The sequence below is a fragment of the Arthrobacter sp. B2a2-09 genome (genome assembly GCF_027587375.1).
In the GTDB taxonomy this organism is placed as follows: Bacteria; Actinomycetota; Actinomycetes; order Actinomycetales; family Micrococcaceae; genus Arthrobacter.
Map to the genome: position 1 here is coordinate 80,885 of NZ_JAMXIC010000021.1, position 18,989 is coordinate 99,873.

At 64.1% G+C, this 18,989-nt stretch carries 17 protein-coding genes and 1 pseudogene; 6 read left to right on the forward strand and 12 right to left on the reverse strand.

The genetic code is table 11. The features are described from left to right. Positions 1 to 113 precede the first annotated feature (113 nt). The 4 genes and pseudogenes from NFJ07_RS19330 to NFJ07_RS19345 form a co-directional block, all read left to right on the forward strand. Positions 114 to 771: pseudogene (locus NFJ07_RS19330) on the forward strand (GntR family transcriptional regulator); the annotation flags it as partial. Continuing rightward, a complete protein-coding gene (locus NFJ07_RS19335) occupies positions 767 to 2,287 on the forward strand; it encodes an MmgE/PrpD family protein (RefSeq protein WP_269996887.1) in 1,521 nt (506 codons plus the stop codon). The pseudogene NFJ07_RS19330 and the gene NFJ07_RS19335, both read left to right, overlap by 5 nt. Beyond that, positions 2,288 to 3,196, forward strand: a complete 909-nt coding sequence (gene prpB, locus NFJ07_RS19340) for a methylisocitrate lyase (RefSeq protein ID WP_269996889.1) — start codon at positions 2,288 to 2,290, stop codon at positions 3,194 to 3,196. A gap of 70 nt (positions 3,197 to 3,266) precedes the next feature. Continuing rightward, complete coding sequence (locus NFJ07_RS19345; RefSeq protein WP_269996891.1) at positions 3,267 to 4,418, forward strand: bifunctional 2-methylcitrate synthase/citrate synthase; 1,152 nt, start codon at positions 3,267 to 3,269, stop codon at positions 4,416 to 4,418. Positions 4,419 to 4,537: 119 nt separating this feature from the next. Here the strand turns inward: NFJ07_RS19345 and NFJ07_RS19350 are convergent, their stop codons facing one another. The 3 genes from NFJ07_RS19350 to NFJ07_RS19360 all read right to left on the reverse strand — a co-directional run bounded on the left by NFJ07_RS19350 (position 4,538) and on the right by NFJ07_RS19360 (position 6,584). Next, entirely contained in the window at positions 4,538 to 5,461 is a 924-nt protein-coding gene (locus tag NFJ07_RS19350) for a hypothetical protein (protein WP_269996893.1), read from the reverse strand. Position 5,462: 1 nt separating this feature from the next. Continuing rightward, the gene (locus NFJ07_RS19355) at positions 5,463 to 5,972 is read right to left on the reverse strand and encodes an RNA polymerase sigma factor (RefSeq protein WP_269996895.1); all 510 of its coding nucleotides are present in this window, start codon (positions 5,970 to 5,972) and stop codon (positions 5,463 to 5,465) included. A gap of 108 nt (positions 5,973 to 6,080) precedes the next feature. Continuing rightward, positions 6,081 to 6,584 (reverse strand): 8-oxo-dGTP diphosphatase, encoded by a 504-nt coding sequence (locus NFJ07_RS19360; RefSeq protein WP_269996897.1) that lies wholly within the window; start codon positions 6,582 to 6,584, stop codon positions 6,081 to 6,083. A 55-nt stretch (positions 6,585 to 6,639) separates the two neighbouring features. On the opposite strand from NFJ07_RS19360, the gene NFJ07_RS19365 reads away from it, so the two are divergent. Further along, a complete protein-coding gene (locus NFJ07_RS19365) occupies positions 6,640 to 7,368 on the forward strand; it encodes a hypothetical protein (protein WP_269996898.1) in 729 nt (242 codons plus the stop codon). Positions 7,369 to 7,426: 58 nt separating this feature from the next. Here NFJ07_RS19365 and xerD read toward each other — a convergent pair whose 3' ends face one another. The 9 genes from xerD to NFJ07_RS19410 form a co-directional block, all read right to left on the reverse strand. After that, positions 7,427 to 8,419, reverse strand: coding sequence for a site-specific tyrosine recombinase XerD (xerD, locus tag NFJ07_RS19370; protein ID WP_269996916.1), 993 nt, complete (start codon positions 8,417 to 8,419; stop codon positions 7,427 to 7,429). Beyond that, the gene (locus NFJ07_RS19375) at positions 8,392 to 9,054 is read right to left on the reverse strand and encodes an NUDIX domain-containing protein (protein ID WP_269996899.1); all 663 of its coding nucleotides are present in this window, start codon (positions 9,052 to 9,054) and stop codon (positions 8,392 to 8,394) included. Before NFJ07_RS19375 ends, xerD begins: the two co-directional genes overlap by 28 nt. Before the next feature lie 27 nt (positions 9,055 to 9,081). Next, positions 9,082 to 10,824 (reverse strand): CTP synthase, encoded by a 1,743-nt coding sequence (locus NFJ07_RS19380; RefSeq protein ID WP_269996900.1) that lies wholly within the window; start codon positions 10,822 to 10,824, stop codon positions 9,082 to 9,084. A gap of 212 nt (positions 10,825 to 11,036) precedes the next feature. Beyond that, on the reverse strand, positions 11,037 to 12,776 hold the full coding sequence (recN, locus tag NFJ07_RS19385) for a DNA repair protein RecN (protein ID WP_269996901.1): 1,740 nt from the start codon (positions 12,774 to 12,776) through the stop codon (positions 11,037 to 11,039). Positions 12,777 to 12,779: 3 nt separating this feature from the next. Further along, positions 12,780 to 13,802: an NAD kinase gene (locus NFJ07_RS19390; protein ID WP_269996903.1), complete on the reverse strand. Its 1,023-nt coding sequence runs from the start codon at positions 13,800 to 13,802 to the stop codon at positions 12,780 to 12,782. 13 nt (positions 13,803 to 13,815) lie between these two features. Next, positions 13,816 to 14,628, reverse strand: coding sequence for a TlyA family RNA methyltransferase (locus NFJ07_RS19395; protein ID WP_269996904.1), 813 nt, complete (start codon positions 14,626 to 14,628; stop codon positions 13,816 to 13,818). Between the two features lie 2 nt (positions 14,629 to 14,630). Continuing rightward, entirely contained in the window at positions 14,631 to 14,870 is a 240-nt protein-coding gene (locus tag NFJ07_RS19400) for a hypothetical protein (RefSeq protein ID WP_269996906.1), read from the reverse strand. A gap of 9 nt (positions 14,871 to 14,879) precedes the next feature. Continuing rightward, positions 14,880 to 15,869 carry an HAD-IIA family hydrolase gene (locus NFJ07_RS19405; RefSeq protein WP_269996907.1) on the reverse strand — a complete coding sequence of 330 codons (990 nt, stop codon included), beginning with the start codon at positions 15,867 to 15,869 and terminating at the stop codon, positions 14,880 to 14,882. Next, positions 15,862 to 16,692 (reverse strand): hypothetical protein, encoded by an 831-nt coding sequence (locus tag NFJ07_RS19410; RefSeq protein ID WP_269996908.1) that lies wholly within the window; start codon positions 16,690 to 16,692, stop codon positions 15,862 to 15,864. The genes NFJ07_RS19405 and NFJ07_RS19410 overlap by 8 nt, the downstream gene beginning before the upstream one ends. A gap of 54 nt (positions 16,693 to 16,746) precedes the next feature. Between NFJ07_RS19410 and NFJ07_RS19415 the strand changes: the two genes are divergently transcribed. Beyond that, positions 16,747 to 17,772 carry a hypothetical protein gene (locus NFJ07_RS19415; RefSeq protein ID WP_269996909.1) on the forward strand — a complete coding sequence of 342 codons (1,026 nt, stop codon included), beginning with the start codon at positions 16,747 to 16,749 and terminating at the stop codon, positions 17,770 to 17,772. Positions 17,773 to 18,989: the final 1,217 nt, after the last annotated feature.

The following is an 18,989-nucleotide window of genomic DNA, read 5'->3' on the forward strand; positions in this document are numbered from 1 at the left end:
ACCCAAGGCGATGTATACACAAATCGGGTATCGGCTCAATTTTGTTGGCAAAAGCTAGGCCGAATTGAGGTTTATGTATACACTGAGGGCATCCACTCAATGAAGGAGGGTCCATGCGTGCCAGCGAGAAAGCCTATGCGGTCCTGCGCGAGGACATCATTGAGTGGCGCCTGGCGCCCGGCACGGTCCTCGCGGAAGTGGAACAGTCCGAGCGTCTGGGGGTGTCCCGCACACCCGTCCGGGAGGCGCTGGGCCGGCTCAGCGCGGAAGGGCTGACGACGGCGGCGGGCGGCCGCGGCGTCGTCGTCACCGATATCTCCCTGGAGGACATCGACGAACTCTTCGAACTGCGCGAAACCCTGGAAGGCAAAGCCGCTGCCCTCGCCGCGGAACGTGGTGAACGCCCCGTGTTCGAGCGGCTCCACGCCGAGCTCCTCCGCGCTCCGGAGATGCTCAACGACAGCGACCCCGCACGGCACGACTACTACGCCCTCGTCGGCCGGCTGGATGAGGCGATCGACGCGGCCATCTGCAATTCCTACCTCGCCCAGGCCATGCGCAGCCTGCGCGTCCACCTGGTGCGGGTCCGCCGCCTCGCGGCCGACGACGCGTCCCGGCTCAACGCGGCCGCGGCCGAGCACGCCGCGATCGCCGAAGCCATCGCTCTAGGCGATCCCAGGCTCGCCGAAGCCGCCACCACCGTCCATCTGCACCGCAGCCTGTCCCACCTCAAAGCCACCCACACCCCTCACACATAAGGAGCACCATGGTGAAGAACAACCACGTCCGCGTCTACAAGAGCGAAGAAAACCTTCCCCGCGAGGAGCAGCTGGCTCACAAGATCGCCACGGTCGCCGCCGACCCCGTCGAGGTGACTCCCGAGGTCACCGACATGATCATCAACCGGATCATCGACAATGCCTCCGTTGCTGTCGCGTCCTTGAACCGTGCCCCGATCATCGCCGCCCGGGCGCAGGCCCTGACGCACGCGCCGACTACCAACGGCAAGGGTTCGTCTGTGTTCGGGATCAGCGACAAGGTCTCCCCCGAGTGGGCCGCCTGGGCCAACGGCGTCGCCGTCCGTGAACTGGACTACCACGACACGTTCCTGGCCGCGGACTACTCCCACCCGGGCGATAACATCCCGCCGATCCTCGCCGTGGCCCAGCACACCGGCGCGTCCGGGGCGGACCTGATCCGCGGCATCGCCACCGGCTACGAAATCCAGGTGAACCTGGTCAAGGCCATCTGCCTGCACAAGCACAAGATCGACCACGTCGCCCACCTCGGCCCCTCCGCCGCCGCCGGCATCGGCACCCTCCTGGGCCTGGACGTCGAGACCATCTTCCAGTCCGTCGGCCAGGCCCTGCACACCACCACCGCCACACGGCAGTCCCGCAAGGGCGAAATCTCCACCTGGAAAGCCCACGCCCCCGCGTTCGCCGGCAAGATGGCCGTCGAGGCCGTGGACCGCTCCATGCGCGGCCAGACCTCCCCCGTGCCGATCTACGAAGGCGAAGACGGCGTCATCGCCTGGATGCTCGACGGCCCGGACGCCTCCTACGAAGTCCCCCTCCCGGAGGCCGGGGAGCCCAAGCGCGCCATCCTTGACACCTACACCAAGGAACACTCCGCCGAATACCAGGCCCAGGCCTGGATCGACCTCGCCCGCAAACTCCACAAAGAGCACCCCGAGGCCACCGACCCGGCCAACGTGGCCTCCGTGCTGATCAAGACCAGCCACCACACCCACTACGTGATCGGCTCCGGCGCCAACGACCCCCAGAAATACTCGCCCACCGCTTCGCGCGAGACCTTGGACCACTCCATCCCGTACATCTTCACGGTCGCCCTGCAGGACGGCGCCTGGCACCACGTCGACTCCTACAGCCCGGAGCGCGCCGGCCGGGCCGACACCGTGGAACTCTGGCACAAGGTCACCACGGTCGAGGACCCCGAATGGACCCGCCGCTACCACTCCCTGGACATCGCGGAAAAGGCCTTCGGCGGCACTGTTGTCATCACCCTCACGGATGGAACGGTGATCACCGAGTCGATCGCCGTCGCCGACGCCCACCCCCTCGGTGCCCGGCCGTTCGCCCGCGAACAGTACGTGAACAAGTTCCGCACCCTCGCCGCCGGGCTCGTCGAGGACGCCGAGATCGAAAGGTTCCTCGCCGCCGTCGAACGCCTCCCGGAACTAGGCCCGGGCGAGCTGGACCAACTGAACATCACCGCCGCCCCCGGCGTCATCGACCTCGCCGCCGCACCGAAGGGACTGTTCTAGATGCTCTATTCCAAGACCACCCCGGAACAGAAGCGCCTCGCCCTGCGCGAGATGCTCGCTTCCGGGACCATCCAGCAGTTTCCCGGCGCGTTCAACCCGCTCTCGGCACGGCTGATCGAAGAGAAGGGCTTCCCCGGCGTCTACATCTCCGGCGCCGTCCTCGCCAACGACCTCGGACTGCCCGACATCGGACTCACCACCCTCACCGAGGTCGCCACCCGGGCAGGCCAGATCGCCCGCATGACCGAGCTCCCGTGCCTGGTGGACGCCGACACCGGCTTCGGCGAGCCGATGAACGTCGCACGCACCATCCAGGAACTCGAAAACGCCGGGCTGGCCGGTTGCCACATCGAAGACCAGTTCAACCCGAAACGCTGCGGGCACCTGGACGGCAAGAACGTGGTCGACGTCGACACCGCCGCCAAGCGCATCCGCGCGGCAGCGGACGCCCGCAGGGATCCGAACTTCCTCATCATGGCCCGGACCGACATCCGCGCCGTCGACGGCATCGAGGCAGCCCAGGAACGTGCCCGGGCACTCGTCGAAGCCGGCGCCGACGCGATCTTCCCGGAAGCCATGAAGGACCTGTCCGAGTTCCAAGCCATCCGTGATGCAGTGGAAGTGCCGATCCTGGCCAACATGACCGAGTTCGGTAAAAGCGATCTATTCACAGTGGAACAGCTCGCCGGCGTCGGCGTGAACATGGTGATCTACCCGGTCACCCTGCTCCGCATTGCCATGGGGGCTGCAGAGCGTACGCTGGAAACGATCAAGGCCACAGGAACGCAGGAGGCGCAGGTGGAGAGCATGCTCACCCGTGCGCGGCTCTATGACCTCGTGGACTACGAGGCTTACAACCACTTCGACACGAGCGTTTTCAACTTCCAGATTCCTGGGCTCAGCCGGTAACTGGATCAACCAAGGGATGCAGGCGCTCCGGCTACTCCGGAGTGCTTGCCGATGAACGAAGGAGGACAGCATGGTAGCTGTTGAGATCAAGAAGGGCCTGGCCGGCGTCGTGGTTGACTACACCGCGATCTCCAAGGTGAACCCGGACACCAACTCGCTGCTGTACCGCGGCTATCCCGTGCAGGAACTCGCCGCCAAGTGCAGCTTCGAAGAAGTTGCCTTCCTGCTGTGGAAGGGTGAATTGCCGTCCCCCGAGGAACTTGCGAAGTTCTCGGCCCGCGAGCGCTCCGGCCGCGCCCTTGACCCGGTGGTGAAGCAAGTCATCGATGCGCTGCCGACCACCGCCCACCCCATGGATGTGTGCCGAACGGCTACGTCCGTGCTGGGGGCCCGGCATGTGCTGGCTGAAGATTCCAGTCCCGAGGCCAACATGGCCAAGGCCGTGGACCTGTTCGCCGCCATGCCAGCCGTGGTCGCCTACGACCAGCGACGTCGGCGCGCAGGGGGACGACCCATCGAGCCAGTGGAACCGCGGGACGACCTTGGGTACTCCGCCAACTTCCTGTGGATGACCTTCGGCGAAGACCCGGTGGAAGAGGTTGTCAAGGCGTTCAACGTCTCGATGATCCTCTACGCCGAGCACTCCTTCAACGCGTCCACCTTCACGGCCCGCGTTGTCACCTCCACCCTCTCGGACCTGCACTCCGCGGTCACCGCGGCGATCGGCGCCCTCAAGGGCCCGCTGCACGGCGGCGCCAACGAGGCCGTCATGCACACCTTCGAGGAAATCGGCATCCGCACCGAAGAATCACTCGAGGACGCCGCCGCACGAGCGAAGACCTGGATGGAACACGCCCTGGCGCAAAAGAAAAAGGTCATGGGATTCGGTCACCGCGTCTACAAACACGGCGACTCCAGGGTGCCCACCATGAAAGCCGCACTGGACAAGATGATCGCCCACTACGGCCGGCCCGAAATCCTGGGACTCTACAACGGCCTCGAACAGGCCATGGACGAAGCCAAGGCCATCAAGCCCAACCTCGACTACCCCGCCGGACCCACCTACCACCTCATGGGCTTCGACACCCCGACCTTCACCCCGCTGTTCGTCGCCAGCCGCATCACCGGCTGGACCGCGCACGTCATGGAGCAGCTCGGAGCGAACTCCTTGATCCGTCCGCTCAGCGAATACAACGGCGTGGACGAACGGCACTTGCCGTAATTTTCGGAACGTCCGACGTCGGGCCGGTCACCTCTCAGAGGTGACCGGCCCGACGTCGTAAGCTCGGCCAGGGAACCCTGCTCGCATGGGCCCAGAGGTGCCCGACATCGTATCTCAGGCTATTGAGTGAGCTGAAGGCTGGTGATCATTTCCTTCAATTTCGTGTACTCGGGTGTGCCCATGTAGGCCTTGGCTTCTGCGACAGAGTCAAAAATCAGGCCCCTCGTGTCGCCTAGACTGATCTGCAGCTTCGTCGCGAAGCTCAGCATTGCCTTTGGCGCGTATATGACGGTATAGGCCATACACGTTTCCTTTCCAGCTGTGTTTGCGTCCTCCTGGTTGAGGCCGATAGCCCCCACCACTTTCCCTCCGGCCTCCGTTCCATCCAACACGCGGTAGACGAATTCGGGTGCCCCGAAACTGCCAGGCCGCCGGTTTGGAATTGCGACGGGTTCCGAGTCAAGGGTGTACATCGACACCGGCTTGGGTCCGCAAGCACCGCCCAAACCACCTTGGCCATATTCGATTCCTGCCACTCTGACGCGATCTTCGTTGAACACATCAAGGTGGAGGGTATCCGCAGCCGCTCCATTTGAGGCGTTTTCCGTGACTGTCCACCCGGTAGGGATACTGAATGAGATTCCGGTAGTTGGGCTCGTGTAGCGCTCCCCAACAGGCGACGGGAGTGCCGTTGTTTGAGATGGGATCGGTGCCGGTGTTCCAGACGCTGAAGGGGTCACGGAAGGAGCCGGGGTCACGTGCCCGGAATTAGCCGGAACAGCAGCCCCGCTCAAAGCGCCGAGATTCGACACCACCAGCACGCCTGCGGTCACGGCAGCCGCAGCGATGGTCAGCAACCCGGCGATGCGCACGGCCCGCTGTCGCCTGGCATCGGCCAATGACCGGACATTGGGCGGCATCTTGTCAACGGCCTCGGAACGGTCCGTGACAACTTGCCGCAGTACCGTCTCGGCGTCGGGGACCGCAGCTGGATCTGTTTTCAACGGATCGGTTGCGGAGATCAAATTCTTGATGGCATCCATCTCATGCCCCCATCTTCTGTGAAGCGGTTTCGGCCCGGACCGGAATGGCTTTGCGGAATGCCTCGCGGGCACGGTGCAGACGCACCTTTGCAGCCGATTCGCTACATTGCAGCACCCCGGCGATTTCTGCGATCGAGAGTTCATCCCAATACGCGAGCTGCAGGACGTCACGGTCCTTTTTCCTCAAAGCAGCCATGGCATGTTCCACAACTTCGTTGCTTTCGGCAGCTGCGCCGGTGGCACTGGCGGATTCCCTAAGCCGAAGATGCAATGCCTGCTGACGTTCGTGGCTGCGGTAGGCGTTCCCCAGCAGATTCCGAGCTACAACGAACAACCATGCGGGTTCAGTCGCCCCTGCTTCATCCCATTTTTGCCATGCCACTCGAAACACGTCTGCCGCGAGCTCCTGCGCTAATTCCGCATCTGCCACGCGCCGCCGAACAAAGCCGAAAACGCGTGGGTAGCAGTCTTTGTGAAGCGCAATAAACGCCAGCTCCCGTTCCGAAAGCATGGTCCCCCCTTGAAGTTTTGAGCCTGTGATTACCGGCTACGAGGGTAATTTCCAAGAAACCGGACAAAGTTACAGTTCCAACCAAACTTTCTTGAAAATTCCTTGCAGTTAGCGCGATGCTCCCGAATCCAGCCACCCGGCCGTGTGAACTTCGGCGACGCTTTCGTTGTCATCAGCGAGCACAACTTCAACTGCGATGCGTTGGCCGGAAATCATGGCGGGCAGCCAGTGTTCGGCGTCGGCCCACATCTGCTCGACAGGGAGCCCCGCCACCCGGTACCACTGCGGCGCTATTTCATCGCTTTCGGCGGGCTCGCCGATCCATCGCTCGGTCAGATACACAGTGGTGAACATGTTCCACTCCGCTTTGGCGGGGAAGACGAAATCCACCGTCCCGGCGGGAATGAGATGCTCTTCTTCCACATGGACGAAGATTTCCTCTTGCACTTCCCGGCATACGGCTTCGGCCGCTGTCTCCCCGGGCTCCACATGCCCGCCGACGCCCACAATCTTCCCTGTGCCGAAGCCGGTCTTCTTCCGGCCCAGGAGCACCTCCTGGCCGGCGTCGCCGTCGCGGAGCAGGAAGCACAGGGTGACGTGGGCTGCAGTCATTGACCAAGCCTAACTCTGCGGGTCTCCGGAAATGTGTCCTTGCTACAGTTGGCCCATGAGCGTGGATGGGGGTGAAGGTCCCACGACGGCAACCCCTTCGGATGCCCCGGCGAGCGGGGCGAGTGCCCAGGCAGCGGACGCCTCCGATGCCTGGTTGCCGGGCTGGCTGGTCCGGCATCCGCTCTACGCCGGGTGGGTATGGACCGGATTCTGGGCGTTGTTGATCGTCCTCGATGAATTCCTGGACCTGGCCGGCTGGAGCTGGTACCTATTAGTCGGCATGGCTGCGCTTCCGACGCTTCTGTCCACACTCGCGGTGCTGAACGCCACTCCCCGCAGGCATTTGAAACCGCAAAACGAATCAGTGCTGGGCCACTTCTTCGTGCGGTTCCTTGCCTTGGTGACCGCATTCCTCGTGTGGGGCGTTTCCGTGGTCATGAGCGCCTCGATCTCCACCACCGTCCAGGCCGCAGTCGGAAATTCCGAGCGCGAAGTCACGTCCTTGGGCTTCAACTTGCTCGTGGCAGCTGTCCCGCTTGTCATTTCCGTGCTGTGGATGGCTTTCATTGTCCGCTGCGCCTGGTTCCTGCGCCGTTTGCGTGGCTGGAGCCAAAGTCCCGCCAGCTCACGGGTGCCGAAGAAATTCCTGCGCTCCCGGCCGAGGCTGAGGCGGGTGGTTGTCGGTCTGGCGCACCCGGGCCTCCTGCTCGTGGCCGGCCTCGGCATGTCTGTTCTCGCGCTGTTCTTGAACGCTGTGGAGCTGACCTTCAGGGTCTTGTCGTAACCGTCTTGGCGTAATCGGCACCGGACCGCGTGCAGTCTTCAACCTCCAGTGCAAGGTGTCAGCCGAGCGCCCGCGGATGCGCAGCCGCATACACCTCGCGCAAGGTGTCGGCAGTGACCAAGGTGTACACCTGTGTGGTGGTCACCGAGGCGTGGCCCAGGAGCTCCTGCACAACGCGGACATCAGCACCGCCCTCGAGCAGATGCGTGGCGAAAGAATGCCGGAGGGTGTGCGGGGAAACGTCCTTGGTGATGTTGGCTTTCTCCGCCGCAGTCTTAAGAATGGTCCAGGCACTCTGCCGGCTGATCCGGCCTCCGCGGGCATTCAGGAACAGTGCAGGAGTGCCTTTTCCCTTGGCGGCCAATGCAGGCCTTCCGCGAACCACATAGGACCCGACGGCGCGGGCACCGTAGGACCCCAGTGGCACCAAGCGCTCCTTGGAGCCTTTTCCGAAGAGCCGTACGATCGCGGGGCCATCGGCTTCCGCTTCGAGGGAGACATCGTCGACGTCAAGCCCCACGGCTTCGCTGATGCGGGCACCCGTGGAGTAGAGGAACTCCAAAAGGGCCCGGTCCCTCAACCCGGTGGCGGTATCGGCACCGGCGGCCTCAAGGATCCGGGTCACTTCGCCGACGCTAATGGCCTTCGGCAGACGCTTGCCGGGCATTGGCGGGTGGACATCGCTCGCGGGGTCCGCCGTCGTCGTCCCCTCCAGGGCCCAAAACTTGTGGAGCCCCCGGACGGCAACCACGGTGCGTGCCGCAGAGCGGACGCCGAGTGCGGCGCCACCATCGGAGCCTTCGGTCAGTGCCTGGACGAAGGCAGTGACGTCGTGCCGGGAGATGTTGCCCGGGTTGTCGACGCCGGACGCGGCCAGGAAGTTCGAATAGCGTGACAGGTCCCGGCGGTAAGCGGACAGAGTGTTACTTGCGAGTCCCCGTTCCACGCCGAGGTGTTGCAGGTAGTCCGTGACGGCCCGGTCAATGGCCGTCTGGACCCTCGGCTCCGCGAGCTGGGGCACGGTCAGCGCTGGCTCGGGTGGGCGGGCCAGGGAGCATCGGCCGGGCGCAGGTTCCTGAAGCCGTCGGCGCGTGCGGCGGCGGCCGCGAGGATCCCGACGACGGCGGACGGGTTGTGCAGGCGTCCTTCGAGCACCGCTGAAACAGCTTCGTCGAGCGTGACCCACACCAGCTCGATTTCGGCTTCTTCATCTGTGCGGACGTGCCGTTCCGCCTCGGGAACGTCTCCCAATCCGCGCGCCAGATAGATTCGAATCGCCTCGCTCGAGGATCCAGGTGAATTGAAGAAGTCCACGAGGACATTCCACGTGGCCGCCGTAAGATCGGCCTCTTCAGCGAGCTCCCGGGCGGCGCCGACCACGAAGTCTTCGCCGGCCACATCAAGAAGCCCGGCAGGAATCTCCCACAGATCCATGCCCACGGGGTGGCGATATTGCTTGAGCAACAGGATTTCGCCGTCGACATTCATCGGCAGCACAGCAACAGCGCCAGGATGGTCGATGTAGTCGCGGACCAAAGTACCGGTGTCTTCGCCCAGCTCGAAGGCGTCACTGACGACGTCCCAAATGCGGCCTTCGTAGACCTTGCTGGACGACAAAAGACGGCGCGGGCTCGGCATATCCGAAACCTTCCGAAAAGTGCTGGGGGTTTCAGAAATACCGGGCATCGCGCCGTCCTTCGTTTGTGTGAGCGATTACTTCGCAGCTACCTTGCGGGCTGACTTTGCTAGCGAATCCACGCCTGACTGACGCTCCAGCGCAGCCTTCACGAGGCCGGCAAACAGCGGGTGGGGGCGCGTGGGGCGGGAGCTGAGCTCGGGGTGGGCCTGTGTTGCCACGTAGTACGGGTGTACTTCGCGCGGAAGTTCCACGAACTCAACCAGCTTGCCATCGGGAGACGTTCCGGAGAACACCAGTCCCTCGGCTGCGATCTGCTCGCGGTACTTGTTGTTGACCTCGTAGCGGTGGCGGTGACGCTCGCTGACGGTCGTTGCACCATAGGTCTCTGCAACCACGGAGCCTTCATCCAACTTGGCTTCGTAAAGGCCGAGGCGCATCGTGCCGCCAAGATCGCCCTTGCCGTCCACGATGTCCAACTGTTCTTCCATGGTGGCGATGACCGGGTACTTGGAGTCCGGCTCGAACTCGCTGGAGGACGCCCCCTCGAGGCCGACCACATTGCGGGCGTATTCAATGACCATGCACTGAAGGCCGAGGCAAAGGCCCAGCACCGGAAGCTTTGTCTCGCGGGCGAACTTAAGCGCGCCGAGCTTGCCCTCCAGGCCACGGATACCGAAGCCGCCGGGAACACAAATGGCGTCGACGCCGGCCAAGGACTTGGTGGCGCCTTCGAGGGTTTCGCATTCGTCGGACGGGACCCAGCGGATCTTGACCTTGGTTTCGTTCGCGAAACCACCGGCACGCAAGGCCTCGGTCACGGACAGGTAAGCGTCCGGGAGGTCGATGTACTTGCCCACGAGGGCAACTTCAACCTGGTGTTTGGGGTTGTGGACAGCTTCGAGGAGCTTGTCCCAGCTGGTCCAGTCGACGTCCTTGAACGGGAGATCCAAGGCGCGGACGACGTAGGAGTCAAGGCCCTGGGAGTGCAGCGTCTTGGGGATGTCGTAGATGCTGGGAGCGTCGGCGGCGTTGACCACTGCGTCAATATCGACGTCGCACATGCGGCCGATCTTTTCGCGCATGGCGTCAGGCACTTCGCGGTCCGAGCGGATCACGATCGCTTCCGGCTGGATGCCAAGGGAGCGCAAGGCGGCAACGGAGTGCTGCGTTGGCTTGGTCTTCAGTTCCTGCGACGGGCCGATGTACGGCACCAACGAGACGTGCAGGAAAAAGACGTTGTTGCGGCCGATGTCCTGGCGGACCTGGCGCGCGGACTCGAGGAAAGGCTGGGACTCGATGTCGCCAACGGTGCCGCCGATTTCGGTGATGATGACATCCGGAGCGTTCTTGCCTTCAGCGGGGAGGCGCATGCGGCGCTTAATCTCATCCGTGATGTGCGGGATGACCTGGACGGTGTCGCCGAGGTACTCGCCACGCCGTTCCTTGGCGATGACCGTCGAGTAGATCTGGCCGGTCGTGACGTTGGCCGAACCCTCGAGGTTTTCATCGAGGAAGCGCTCGTAGTGTCCGATGTCGAGGTCGGTTTCGGCGCCGTCGTCAGTGACGAAGACTTCGCCGTGTTGGAAGGGGTTCATCGTGCCCGGATCCACGTTCAGATAGGGATCGAGCTTCTGCATAGTTACAGACAAACCGCGTGCCCGCAGCAGGTGGCCGAGGCTCGAAGCCGTCAGTCCCTTACCGAGCGAGGACGCCACACCGCCAGTGACAAAGATGTGTTTGGTCGTCTTGGACGAGCCCGGGAACCGGGAATTTACACGGGAATTTGATCGCTGCACCACGGAATTCGAGCCTATCATCAATTGAGCCTCCAGAGGGTCCGCTAGCCGTTTTCCCAAATGCTCAATAGTCTCCCGCCGTGAGGCAAGGATCAAGGGTAATGTCCACCCGAACCGGTAAAAACAGGTCAGCTGCTCGAGAATCCACAGCTTGGCATCAGGTAGCGCAGGAGCGGGCTCCCGGCCCAGCGTAGGCGCACATGTGACCGATGTCCCAGACCGCAGCCGCGTGGCTACGCCTGCTGGGGTAGAAGTTTGGCGTCGTCCAGCAATTCCTGGGCATGCGCACGCGCAGACTCCGAGTCTTCCTGGCCTGCCAGCATCCTGGCAAGCTCCTTAACGCGTTCTTCGTCATCGAGGAGCTGGACGTCGCTGGATGTGAAGCCAGTGGCCGTCTTGCCGTCGCTTCCCCTGACCGAGGTCTTGGTGACGCGGATGTGCTGATCGGCGAAGGCAGCCACCTGCGGCAGGTGGGTTACCACCAGCACCTGGACGTGGCGGGCCAGCATGGCAAGCCGGCGTCCGATCTCGACGGCCGCACGCCCACCTACTCCGGCATCCACTTCGTCAAAGACGAAGGTCGGCACGGGATCGACGGCGGCGAGGACCACTTCGATGGCAAGCATGACGCGGGACAGCTCACCACCGGACGCCCCCTTGCCGAGGGGGCGGGCAGGGGCACCTGAGTGCGGTTGCAGGAGGAAGGAGATGTCGTCGACGCCGTCCGGCCCCAACCGCCCTTGGCTGTCCACCTCGATCACCAGGGTCGCGTCGGCCATCGCAAGGGCGGTGAGTTCCGCGCTTACCCGCGCGGAGAGCTCTTTGGCTGCCTTTGATCGCAACTTCGAGATGCGCGTGGCCTGCTTTCGCAGCGTGGACTCCGCCGCAGTCACTTCGGTGTCAAGGGCTTCGATCCGGCTCGAATCATCCTGCAGTTCGTCCAGCCGGGTCCTCGAAGCTGCTGCCCATTCCAAGACCTCGTCGATGCTCGGAGCGTACTTGCGAATCAGTTTGGCCAGGCCAGCCCGCCGCTCCTCGATCTCCGAAAGTCGTTCGGGTCCCTCCGAGTCCAGGGATGCTTGGTAGCTGGACAGCTCCCCTGCGATGTCGTTGATGAGGAAGCCGATCTCGGCGAGCCGTGTGGCGGCTCCCGCCAACGCTTCGTCATGTTCGGAAACCTGGTCCAGCGCCCGTTTGGCCGAGTCGATGAGCGTCGTGGCATCGGCTGTTTCGCCGAATTCCTCCGAGATCAGTGCTTCATGTGCTGCCGCGGCCGCGATGCGGAGCTCTTCCACGTTCGCCAGCTTCACTGCCTCGGCCTTGAGGGACTCATCCTCGCCCGGCTGGGGATCGACGTCGTCGATTTCCTGGAGTGCGACCGCGAGCGATTCCGCCTCGCGCAGCCTTTCCCGGGCCTCGCCGCGGAGGGTATCGAGTTCCGCCTGGCTGGACTTCCAATGGCCATAAAGTTCCTGGTACTCAGTAAGCGCTGTGGCGAGCTCGGCACCGGCGAAGCGGTCCAGTGCGTGCCGCTGCGCCACGGCACCTTTGAGCCGCATCTGGTCCGACTGGCCATGCACTACCACCAGGCTCTCGCCAAGTTCTGCCAGCACGCCCACAGGCGCCGACCGTCCGCCCACGAAGGCACGGCTGCGGCCGTCTGCGCCCACGGTGCGGGCCAGCACGAGCTGAGTGCCGCCGTCGCACTCTTCCGCGTCACCGCCGGCCTCCACGGCCCGTTCCACGGCGGCATGCGCCGGATCAAGGAAGAGCCGAGCCTCCGCAGAGGCCGACTTGGCACCGGAGCGTACCGCACCGGCGTCGGACCGTGCTCCCAGAAGGAGGCCGACGGCGGTGACCACCATGGTCTTGCCGGCGCCGGTTTCGCCCGTGACGACGCTCAGGCCTGGCCCCAACGGCAACGTGGCGTCGGTGATGACGCCGAGATCACGGATCCGGAGTTCCTCGATCATGGTCTACATCTCCTTTGTGGGGTCGGCCGCTCTGCCTGTCCGCACGTCCTGGGGCGTCGGCAAAGGGCTGGGCTTGAAGGTCCTGACCACAGGGGTAGGACCGGTGTGGATGTCCGCCGAACGGGGTGCCGGACCCCGCCAGCCGTGGATGGGGAGCTCAAACTTCCGCACGAGCCGCGCCGAAAACGGGGTCTGGTGGGTGCGGGCCAGCCGCACAGGCCGGGTGGACCGGGTTACTTCGATCCGGGCGCCGGGCGGCAGGTCCACGGAACGGCGGCCATCGCACCAAAGCACGCCTTGGGCGTCGGTCCGGGTGAGTATCTCCACAGCCAGCTTGGACCGCGGCGAAACCACGAGGGGTTTGGCGAAGAGGGCATGGGCGCTAATGGGGACAATCACCAAGGCCTCCACCTCGGGCCACACCACCGGCCCGCCGGATGAGAAGGCGTAAGCCGTGGAGCCCGTCGGGGTAGCAAGCACCACTCCGTCACAGCCAAAAGACGTCAGCGGACGTTCATCCACTTCGGTGACCACTTCGATCATGCGCTCCCGGTCCGCCTTTTCAATGGCGGCTTCGTTGAGGGCCCAGGTATGCCAGATCTTCTGGCCCCGGACCCACACCTGGACATCGATGGTCATGCGTTCTTCCACGGTGTATTCGCGGCTGGCAATCCACTCGACAGTCTGGGCAAGATCGGCACGCTCGCTCTCGGCGAGGAATCCAACATGCCCGAGGTTGACGCCCAACAGGGGAACATCGACGTTGCGGACCAGCTCGGCCGCGCGCAGGATGGTGCCGTCGCCACCAAGAACCATGACGAGTTCGACGTCCTCCAGCCGGACATCCTCGTGCAGTATCTCGATCGGCTTGTCCACCACACCGTAGAACCGTTCGATGTCGTCCAGTTCGGACTTCTGCATCACGGGGATCAGGCCGGAGTAGTGGAGCTGCCCGCAGGCATCCCAAGCCGCGCGAAGGGAGTCCTCACGCCCGGTGTGGGCAAGGACCATAACGCGCCTGCTCATGGTGTTCTGCTTTCTAGTGGGTGGTCCAGGTTCGTTCCATCAGTGCAGCAACTTCCTCGTCCCGCTCTTCGATCTTAGGCAAGTCCGACTGCATCCTGCGTTTTATCCACAGGAAGTACTCCACATTTCCGTCCTGGCCCGGCAAGGGACTCGGTGCCAGGCCACAGAGTTCAAGCCCTGCATCCACCGCCGCTTTGGCGACTTGGGCCACCGCGCGCCGCCGTTCATGGTCCGATGTGACCACGCCGGTGCGGCTCAGCCGTTCCTTGCCGACCTCGAATTGCGGCTTCACCATGAGCACCAGGTCTCCCCCGGGTTCGGTGCATGCCGCGAGCGGATGCAGAACCAGTGTGAGGGAAATGAAGGACAGGTCTGCCACAGTGAGCGTGGCCGCGCCGCCGATCTGCTCCGGGCTCATGTAGCGGACGTTGAGGCCCTCATGGACAGCGACGCGGGGATCGTTCCGCAAGGACGGCACCAACTGGTCATGCCCGACGTCGACCGCCACCACGTGCGCGGCACCTTGCCGGAGCAGCACGTCAGTGAAGCCACCGGTAGAGGCCCCGGCGTCGAGGCACCGCTTCCCCTGCACAACAACGGAAGGGAACGCCGCCAGCGCCCCAGCTAGTTTGTGTCCGGCGCGGCTGACGTAGACGTCCTCGGCGTGGGCCCGAACATCAATCTCTGTCTCTTCGGAGACCTGTTGCGCCGCCTTGGCGAGAACGCTGCCTCCGGAACTGACCTTTCCGTCCGCAATGAGTTTCGCGGCATGGGTCCGCGATCTCGCCAACCCGCGGCTGACGAGTTCCTGGTCGAGTCTGGCCATGCTCAGCGTTCTTCGGCGTCGAGGGCCGCCAACAAGGAGTCGTGGATCTCGGCGTAGATGCCGCTGTGCCCTGCTACCGGCACAGATTGGATGCCGGTCAGCGGTTCCAAGGTCGAATCCACGGCGGAGTCACCTGTGGGGGCCGCGTCGTCCGGCCATGGGGCATCGTGCGGTTCGACGCCGTGCAGTTCGACGCTGTCCAGTTCGGCTGCGCGCTCCGGGTGATCGTTCAACTCGCTCATTCCACCAGCCTAGTTTTCCAGCCATTCGAGCCGCGGCGATGTGGCCTCTGCCGCGTCGGGATTGGCGGCCCACCAGGCTGCACACGCAGCACGCCAGCCGTCCAGATCCTTCTCGGACCCGGAAACGGTGATCAGGCCATCTTGGACCTCGGCAGTTGCCTTTCCGCAGCGGAACGTGCTGTCCTCCTCGAAGATCTCGGGGTACGGCTCGTACAGTTCCGTGAGATCAGCCAGCAAATAGCCGGGCCGTTCCGAGCTGCGCGCAGCAAGGATGGACTCCGTCGTATCGACGCCGGTGAGGACCGCCGCCGTCGCAAAGCCCGCACGGTTGCCGCCAAGGATGTCGGTGTCCAGGCGGTCTCCGACAACGATCGGCCGCTCGGACTTCAGCCTCCGGGCAGCCGAGTGGAAGAGCGGGGCCTCCGGCTTGCCGGCGACCCGCGGCTGTTTGCCAGTGGCAGACGCGACCGCGGCCACCAAGGTGCCGTTTCCGGGAGCAATCCCGCGAGCCTGGGGAATGGACATGTCCGTATTTGTAGCCACCCAGAGAGCACCAGCGGCAACAACGTAGGACGCCTCCGCAAGATCCTTCCACGCGATTTCCGGGTTGAAGCCCTGGACCACAGCCACAGGCTTATCTTCGGCGCTGTGGACAGGCGTGAGGCCTACAAGTTCGATTTCGTGGGCCAGCGCCGCGCTTCCAGTGATCATTACCCGTGAACCCGGAGCCAGGAGTCCGGCCAAAAGATCCCCGGCGGCCTGCGAGGAACTGACCACTTGGTTGTCCTCGGCCGGCGCGCCAAGTTCACGAAGATGCGCGGCCACCTGTGCCGGGGTACGCGAGGCGTTGTTGGTTACGTAGCCCAGCCGCACTCCGACCGATTCAAGCCGCTGCAGGGACTCCACCGCGCCGGGAATGGCGTGCGGGCCTGCGTAAACAACTCCGTCCAGATCGGACAGAACGGCGTCGAAACGGGAAACCAGTGAGGCCTCAGTCATTCTTGGTCTCTTCGCCGCCCTCGGAAGCCTCTTCCTCGTCTTCCTCGTCTTCTTCGGCGTCCTCGACGGAATCGCGGTCCGACTCGGCGTCGTCGGACTCAAAGTAGTCAGACTCGACGTCGTCGAGTTCCACTTCGTCCTGTTCCGTGGCTTCAGAGCCTATGACCGTCTCAGCAAGCGCCGGGGCAGCCTCGGACTGGCTCTCTTCGGCTCGCTCCGTGTTCTCGTCAATGTTCCGGAAACGAGGCTTGCGGGCTTCGTTTTCATCGTCCTCGCCGAGGTCGATGATGTCCGGGTCCTCGAAGTCTCCAACGCCGAGGGCATTTTCAGCCACGACTGCCTGGCGCTGCCACTTGCCGGCTTCTTCCGTGCGACCCACCGCCGTCAGGGCGTCTGCGTAGGCACGAAATAGGCGCGGGCTGTACGAAAAGGCGCGATTGATGTCGAGCTGGATGATCTCCAGCTCGGCCACTGCAGCGTCCAACTGGCCAAGGTCGGTCCTCGCTCCCGAGGCCACAATTGCCAGCTCAACCTTGCCGGGGGCATCGAGATCCTGCGCTTCGGGTGAACGGACCACATCCAGCGCACGGTCCGGCCGACCCAGACCGCGTTCGCAGTCTGCCATGAGAGGCAAATGGACGTTGGAGCCGCTGATCCTGCGGTAAGTGCGGAATTCGCGAAGCGCTTCGCCGTAGTGACCGGCAGCGTAGGCGGTCAAGCCCACCGCTTCACGGACGGCTGCCAACCTGCCACCACGACGGCTAGCGGCCAAGGCGTGCTGGAAGGATAGCTCCGGGTCGATGTCGATGAGGCGCCCCGCCATCACCAAGTGCTTGGAGACCCAATCGGCATTGGTGCCTTCAAGAGTCTTGATCTGGTGCTTAGTGATCCGGTCGAGCTCCTGGCCGGTGACGTCGTCGTCGATCTCCGGGGAACGCTCGCGGTCCGGGCGGTTGGCGCTGCGCAGATCCGCCGCGTTCGGAACCCTTGCGGGACGATCTTCCCAGGATCCGCCGCCGAAGCTACGTCCCTCGGTACGTGGGCCATCGAACTTGCGGGGACCGCGCTCGGGGCGGTCACCGAAACTACGGCGCTCACCATCGCCCTCACGACGAGGACGATCACCGAACGGCTTGCGGTCGCGATCGCCGAAGGGCTTACGGTCGCGGTCGCCCTCACGGCTCGGACGATCACCAAACGGTTTGCGGTCACGGTCACGGTCGCCGAAGCTACGGCGCTCACCATCGCCCTCACGACGAGGACGGTCGCCAAACGGCTTACGGTCACGGTCGCCGAAACTCGGGCGCGCGTCCCCATCACGGCGCGGACGGTCACCAAACGGCTTACGATCACGATCGCCGAAGCTACGGCGTTCACCATCGCCCTCACGGCTCGGACGATCACCATAGGGTTTGCGGTCACGGTCGCCGAAGGGCTTACGGTCGCGGTCACCCTCACGACTCGGACGATCACCAAACGGCTTACGATCACGATCGCCGAAACTCGGGCGCGCATCCCCATCACGACGAGGACGATCACCAAACGGCTTACGATCACGGTCACCAAAACTCGGGCGCGCATCCCCATCACGACGAGGACGATCACCAAACGGCTTACGATCACGGTCACCAAAACTCGGGCGCGCATCCCCATCACGACGAGGACGATCAGCAAAGCTACGGCGCTCACCATCACCAGCCGGCTTACGATCCCGGTCACTAAAGGGTTTGCGGTCACGGTCACCGCCAGCGGCGCCTTCACGGTTGTCCCTGGAACGGAATCCTCGCGGGTCGCCCCCGGAATTGTTGTTGGCGCGGAACGGGCCGCGATCGCCACGGCCACCGCCGAAGTTGCCGCGGTTGCCGCCGTTGTGCTCAGCCATGATGGATTCCTCCTGTTGTGAGCTGACCACTGGCGCATGCGCAGCCGCTCTTATCCGTATTTTGTTCTCACGCCGCCGGGATCCGGCTCGTATCTCTTATGTAATTCTAGGTGAACAGCCATCCGCGAACGCATTCGAAGGCCGCCTATTCAGCTCCCCGTGGGAATCATCACAACCCTAGGCCTGGCTGAGCCCCCTACGGCCGACTGTCAGATCCAAGTCCAGGGGCTGAGTGTCGGCTCTTTGAGGTTGCCAAAGGGTCGAAATCCTCAAACAACGCTCGCTCACTTATGGCGGGTTTCCGAGTGACGCTCGCTCACCTATGCCGGGTTTCCCGGTGATGCTCGCTCACTTATGGCGGGTTCCGGGCGGACGCTCGCTCACCAATGCCGGATTTCGGGCGGACGCTCGCTCACCAATGCCGGATTTCGGCCGGACGCTCGCTCACCTATGCCGGGTTCCGGCGGGACGCCCGCTCACTTATGCCGGGTTTCCCGGTGACGCTCGCTCACCTGTGCCGGGTTCCGGCGGGACGCCCGCTCACCTGTGCCGGGTTTCCCGGTGACGCTCGCTCACCTGTGCCGGGTTCCGGCGGGACGCCCGCTCACCTGTGCCGGGTTTCCCGGTGACGCTCGCTCACCTGTGCCGGGTTTCGGCCGGACGCTCCTGGAGGTCTGCTGCCGGCCGGTGGGTGCAGGGGCCGGGCCGGCGCATCGGTGAGCGGGGTCCGCCCACAACCGTGGATAGGTGAGCGGGGGTTCGGGATTTCGGCCACATATGTCAGCGGGGGTCTGCCCACGACCGTTGATATGTGAGCGGGCGTTGGTGGAAACGGGCGCATGTGTGAGCGGGCGTCCGCCCACAACCGTTGATATGTGGGCGGGGGTCTGCCCACGACCGTTGATAGGTGAGCGAGGGTTCGGGATTTCGGCCACATATGTGAGCGGGCGTTGGTGGAAACGGGCGCATGTGTGAGCGGGCGTCCGCCGACAACCGTGGATAGGTGAGCGAGGGTTCGGGATTTCGGGCACATAGGTGAGCGAGGGTCCGCCCACAACCGTGGATATGTGAGCGAGCGTCCGCCGACGGCCGTGGATGTGTGGGCGGGGGTTGTGGTGGGTTTTAAATGGGTCAGGCCCCGACATGTGGTGTCGGGGCCTGGACCGTGAATGGTTGTCCGGCGGTGTCCTACTCTCCCACACCCTCCCGGGTGCAGTACCATCGGCGCTGTGGGTCTT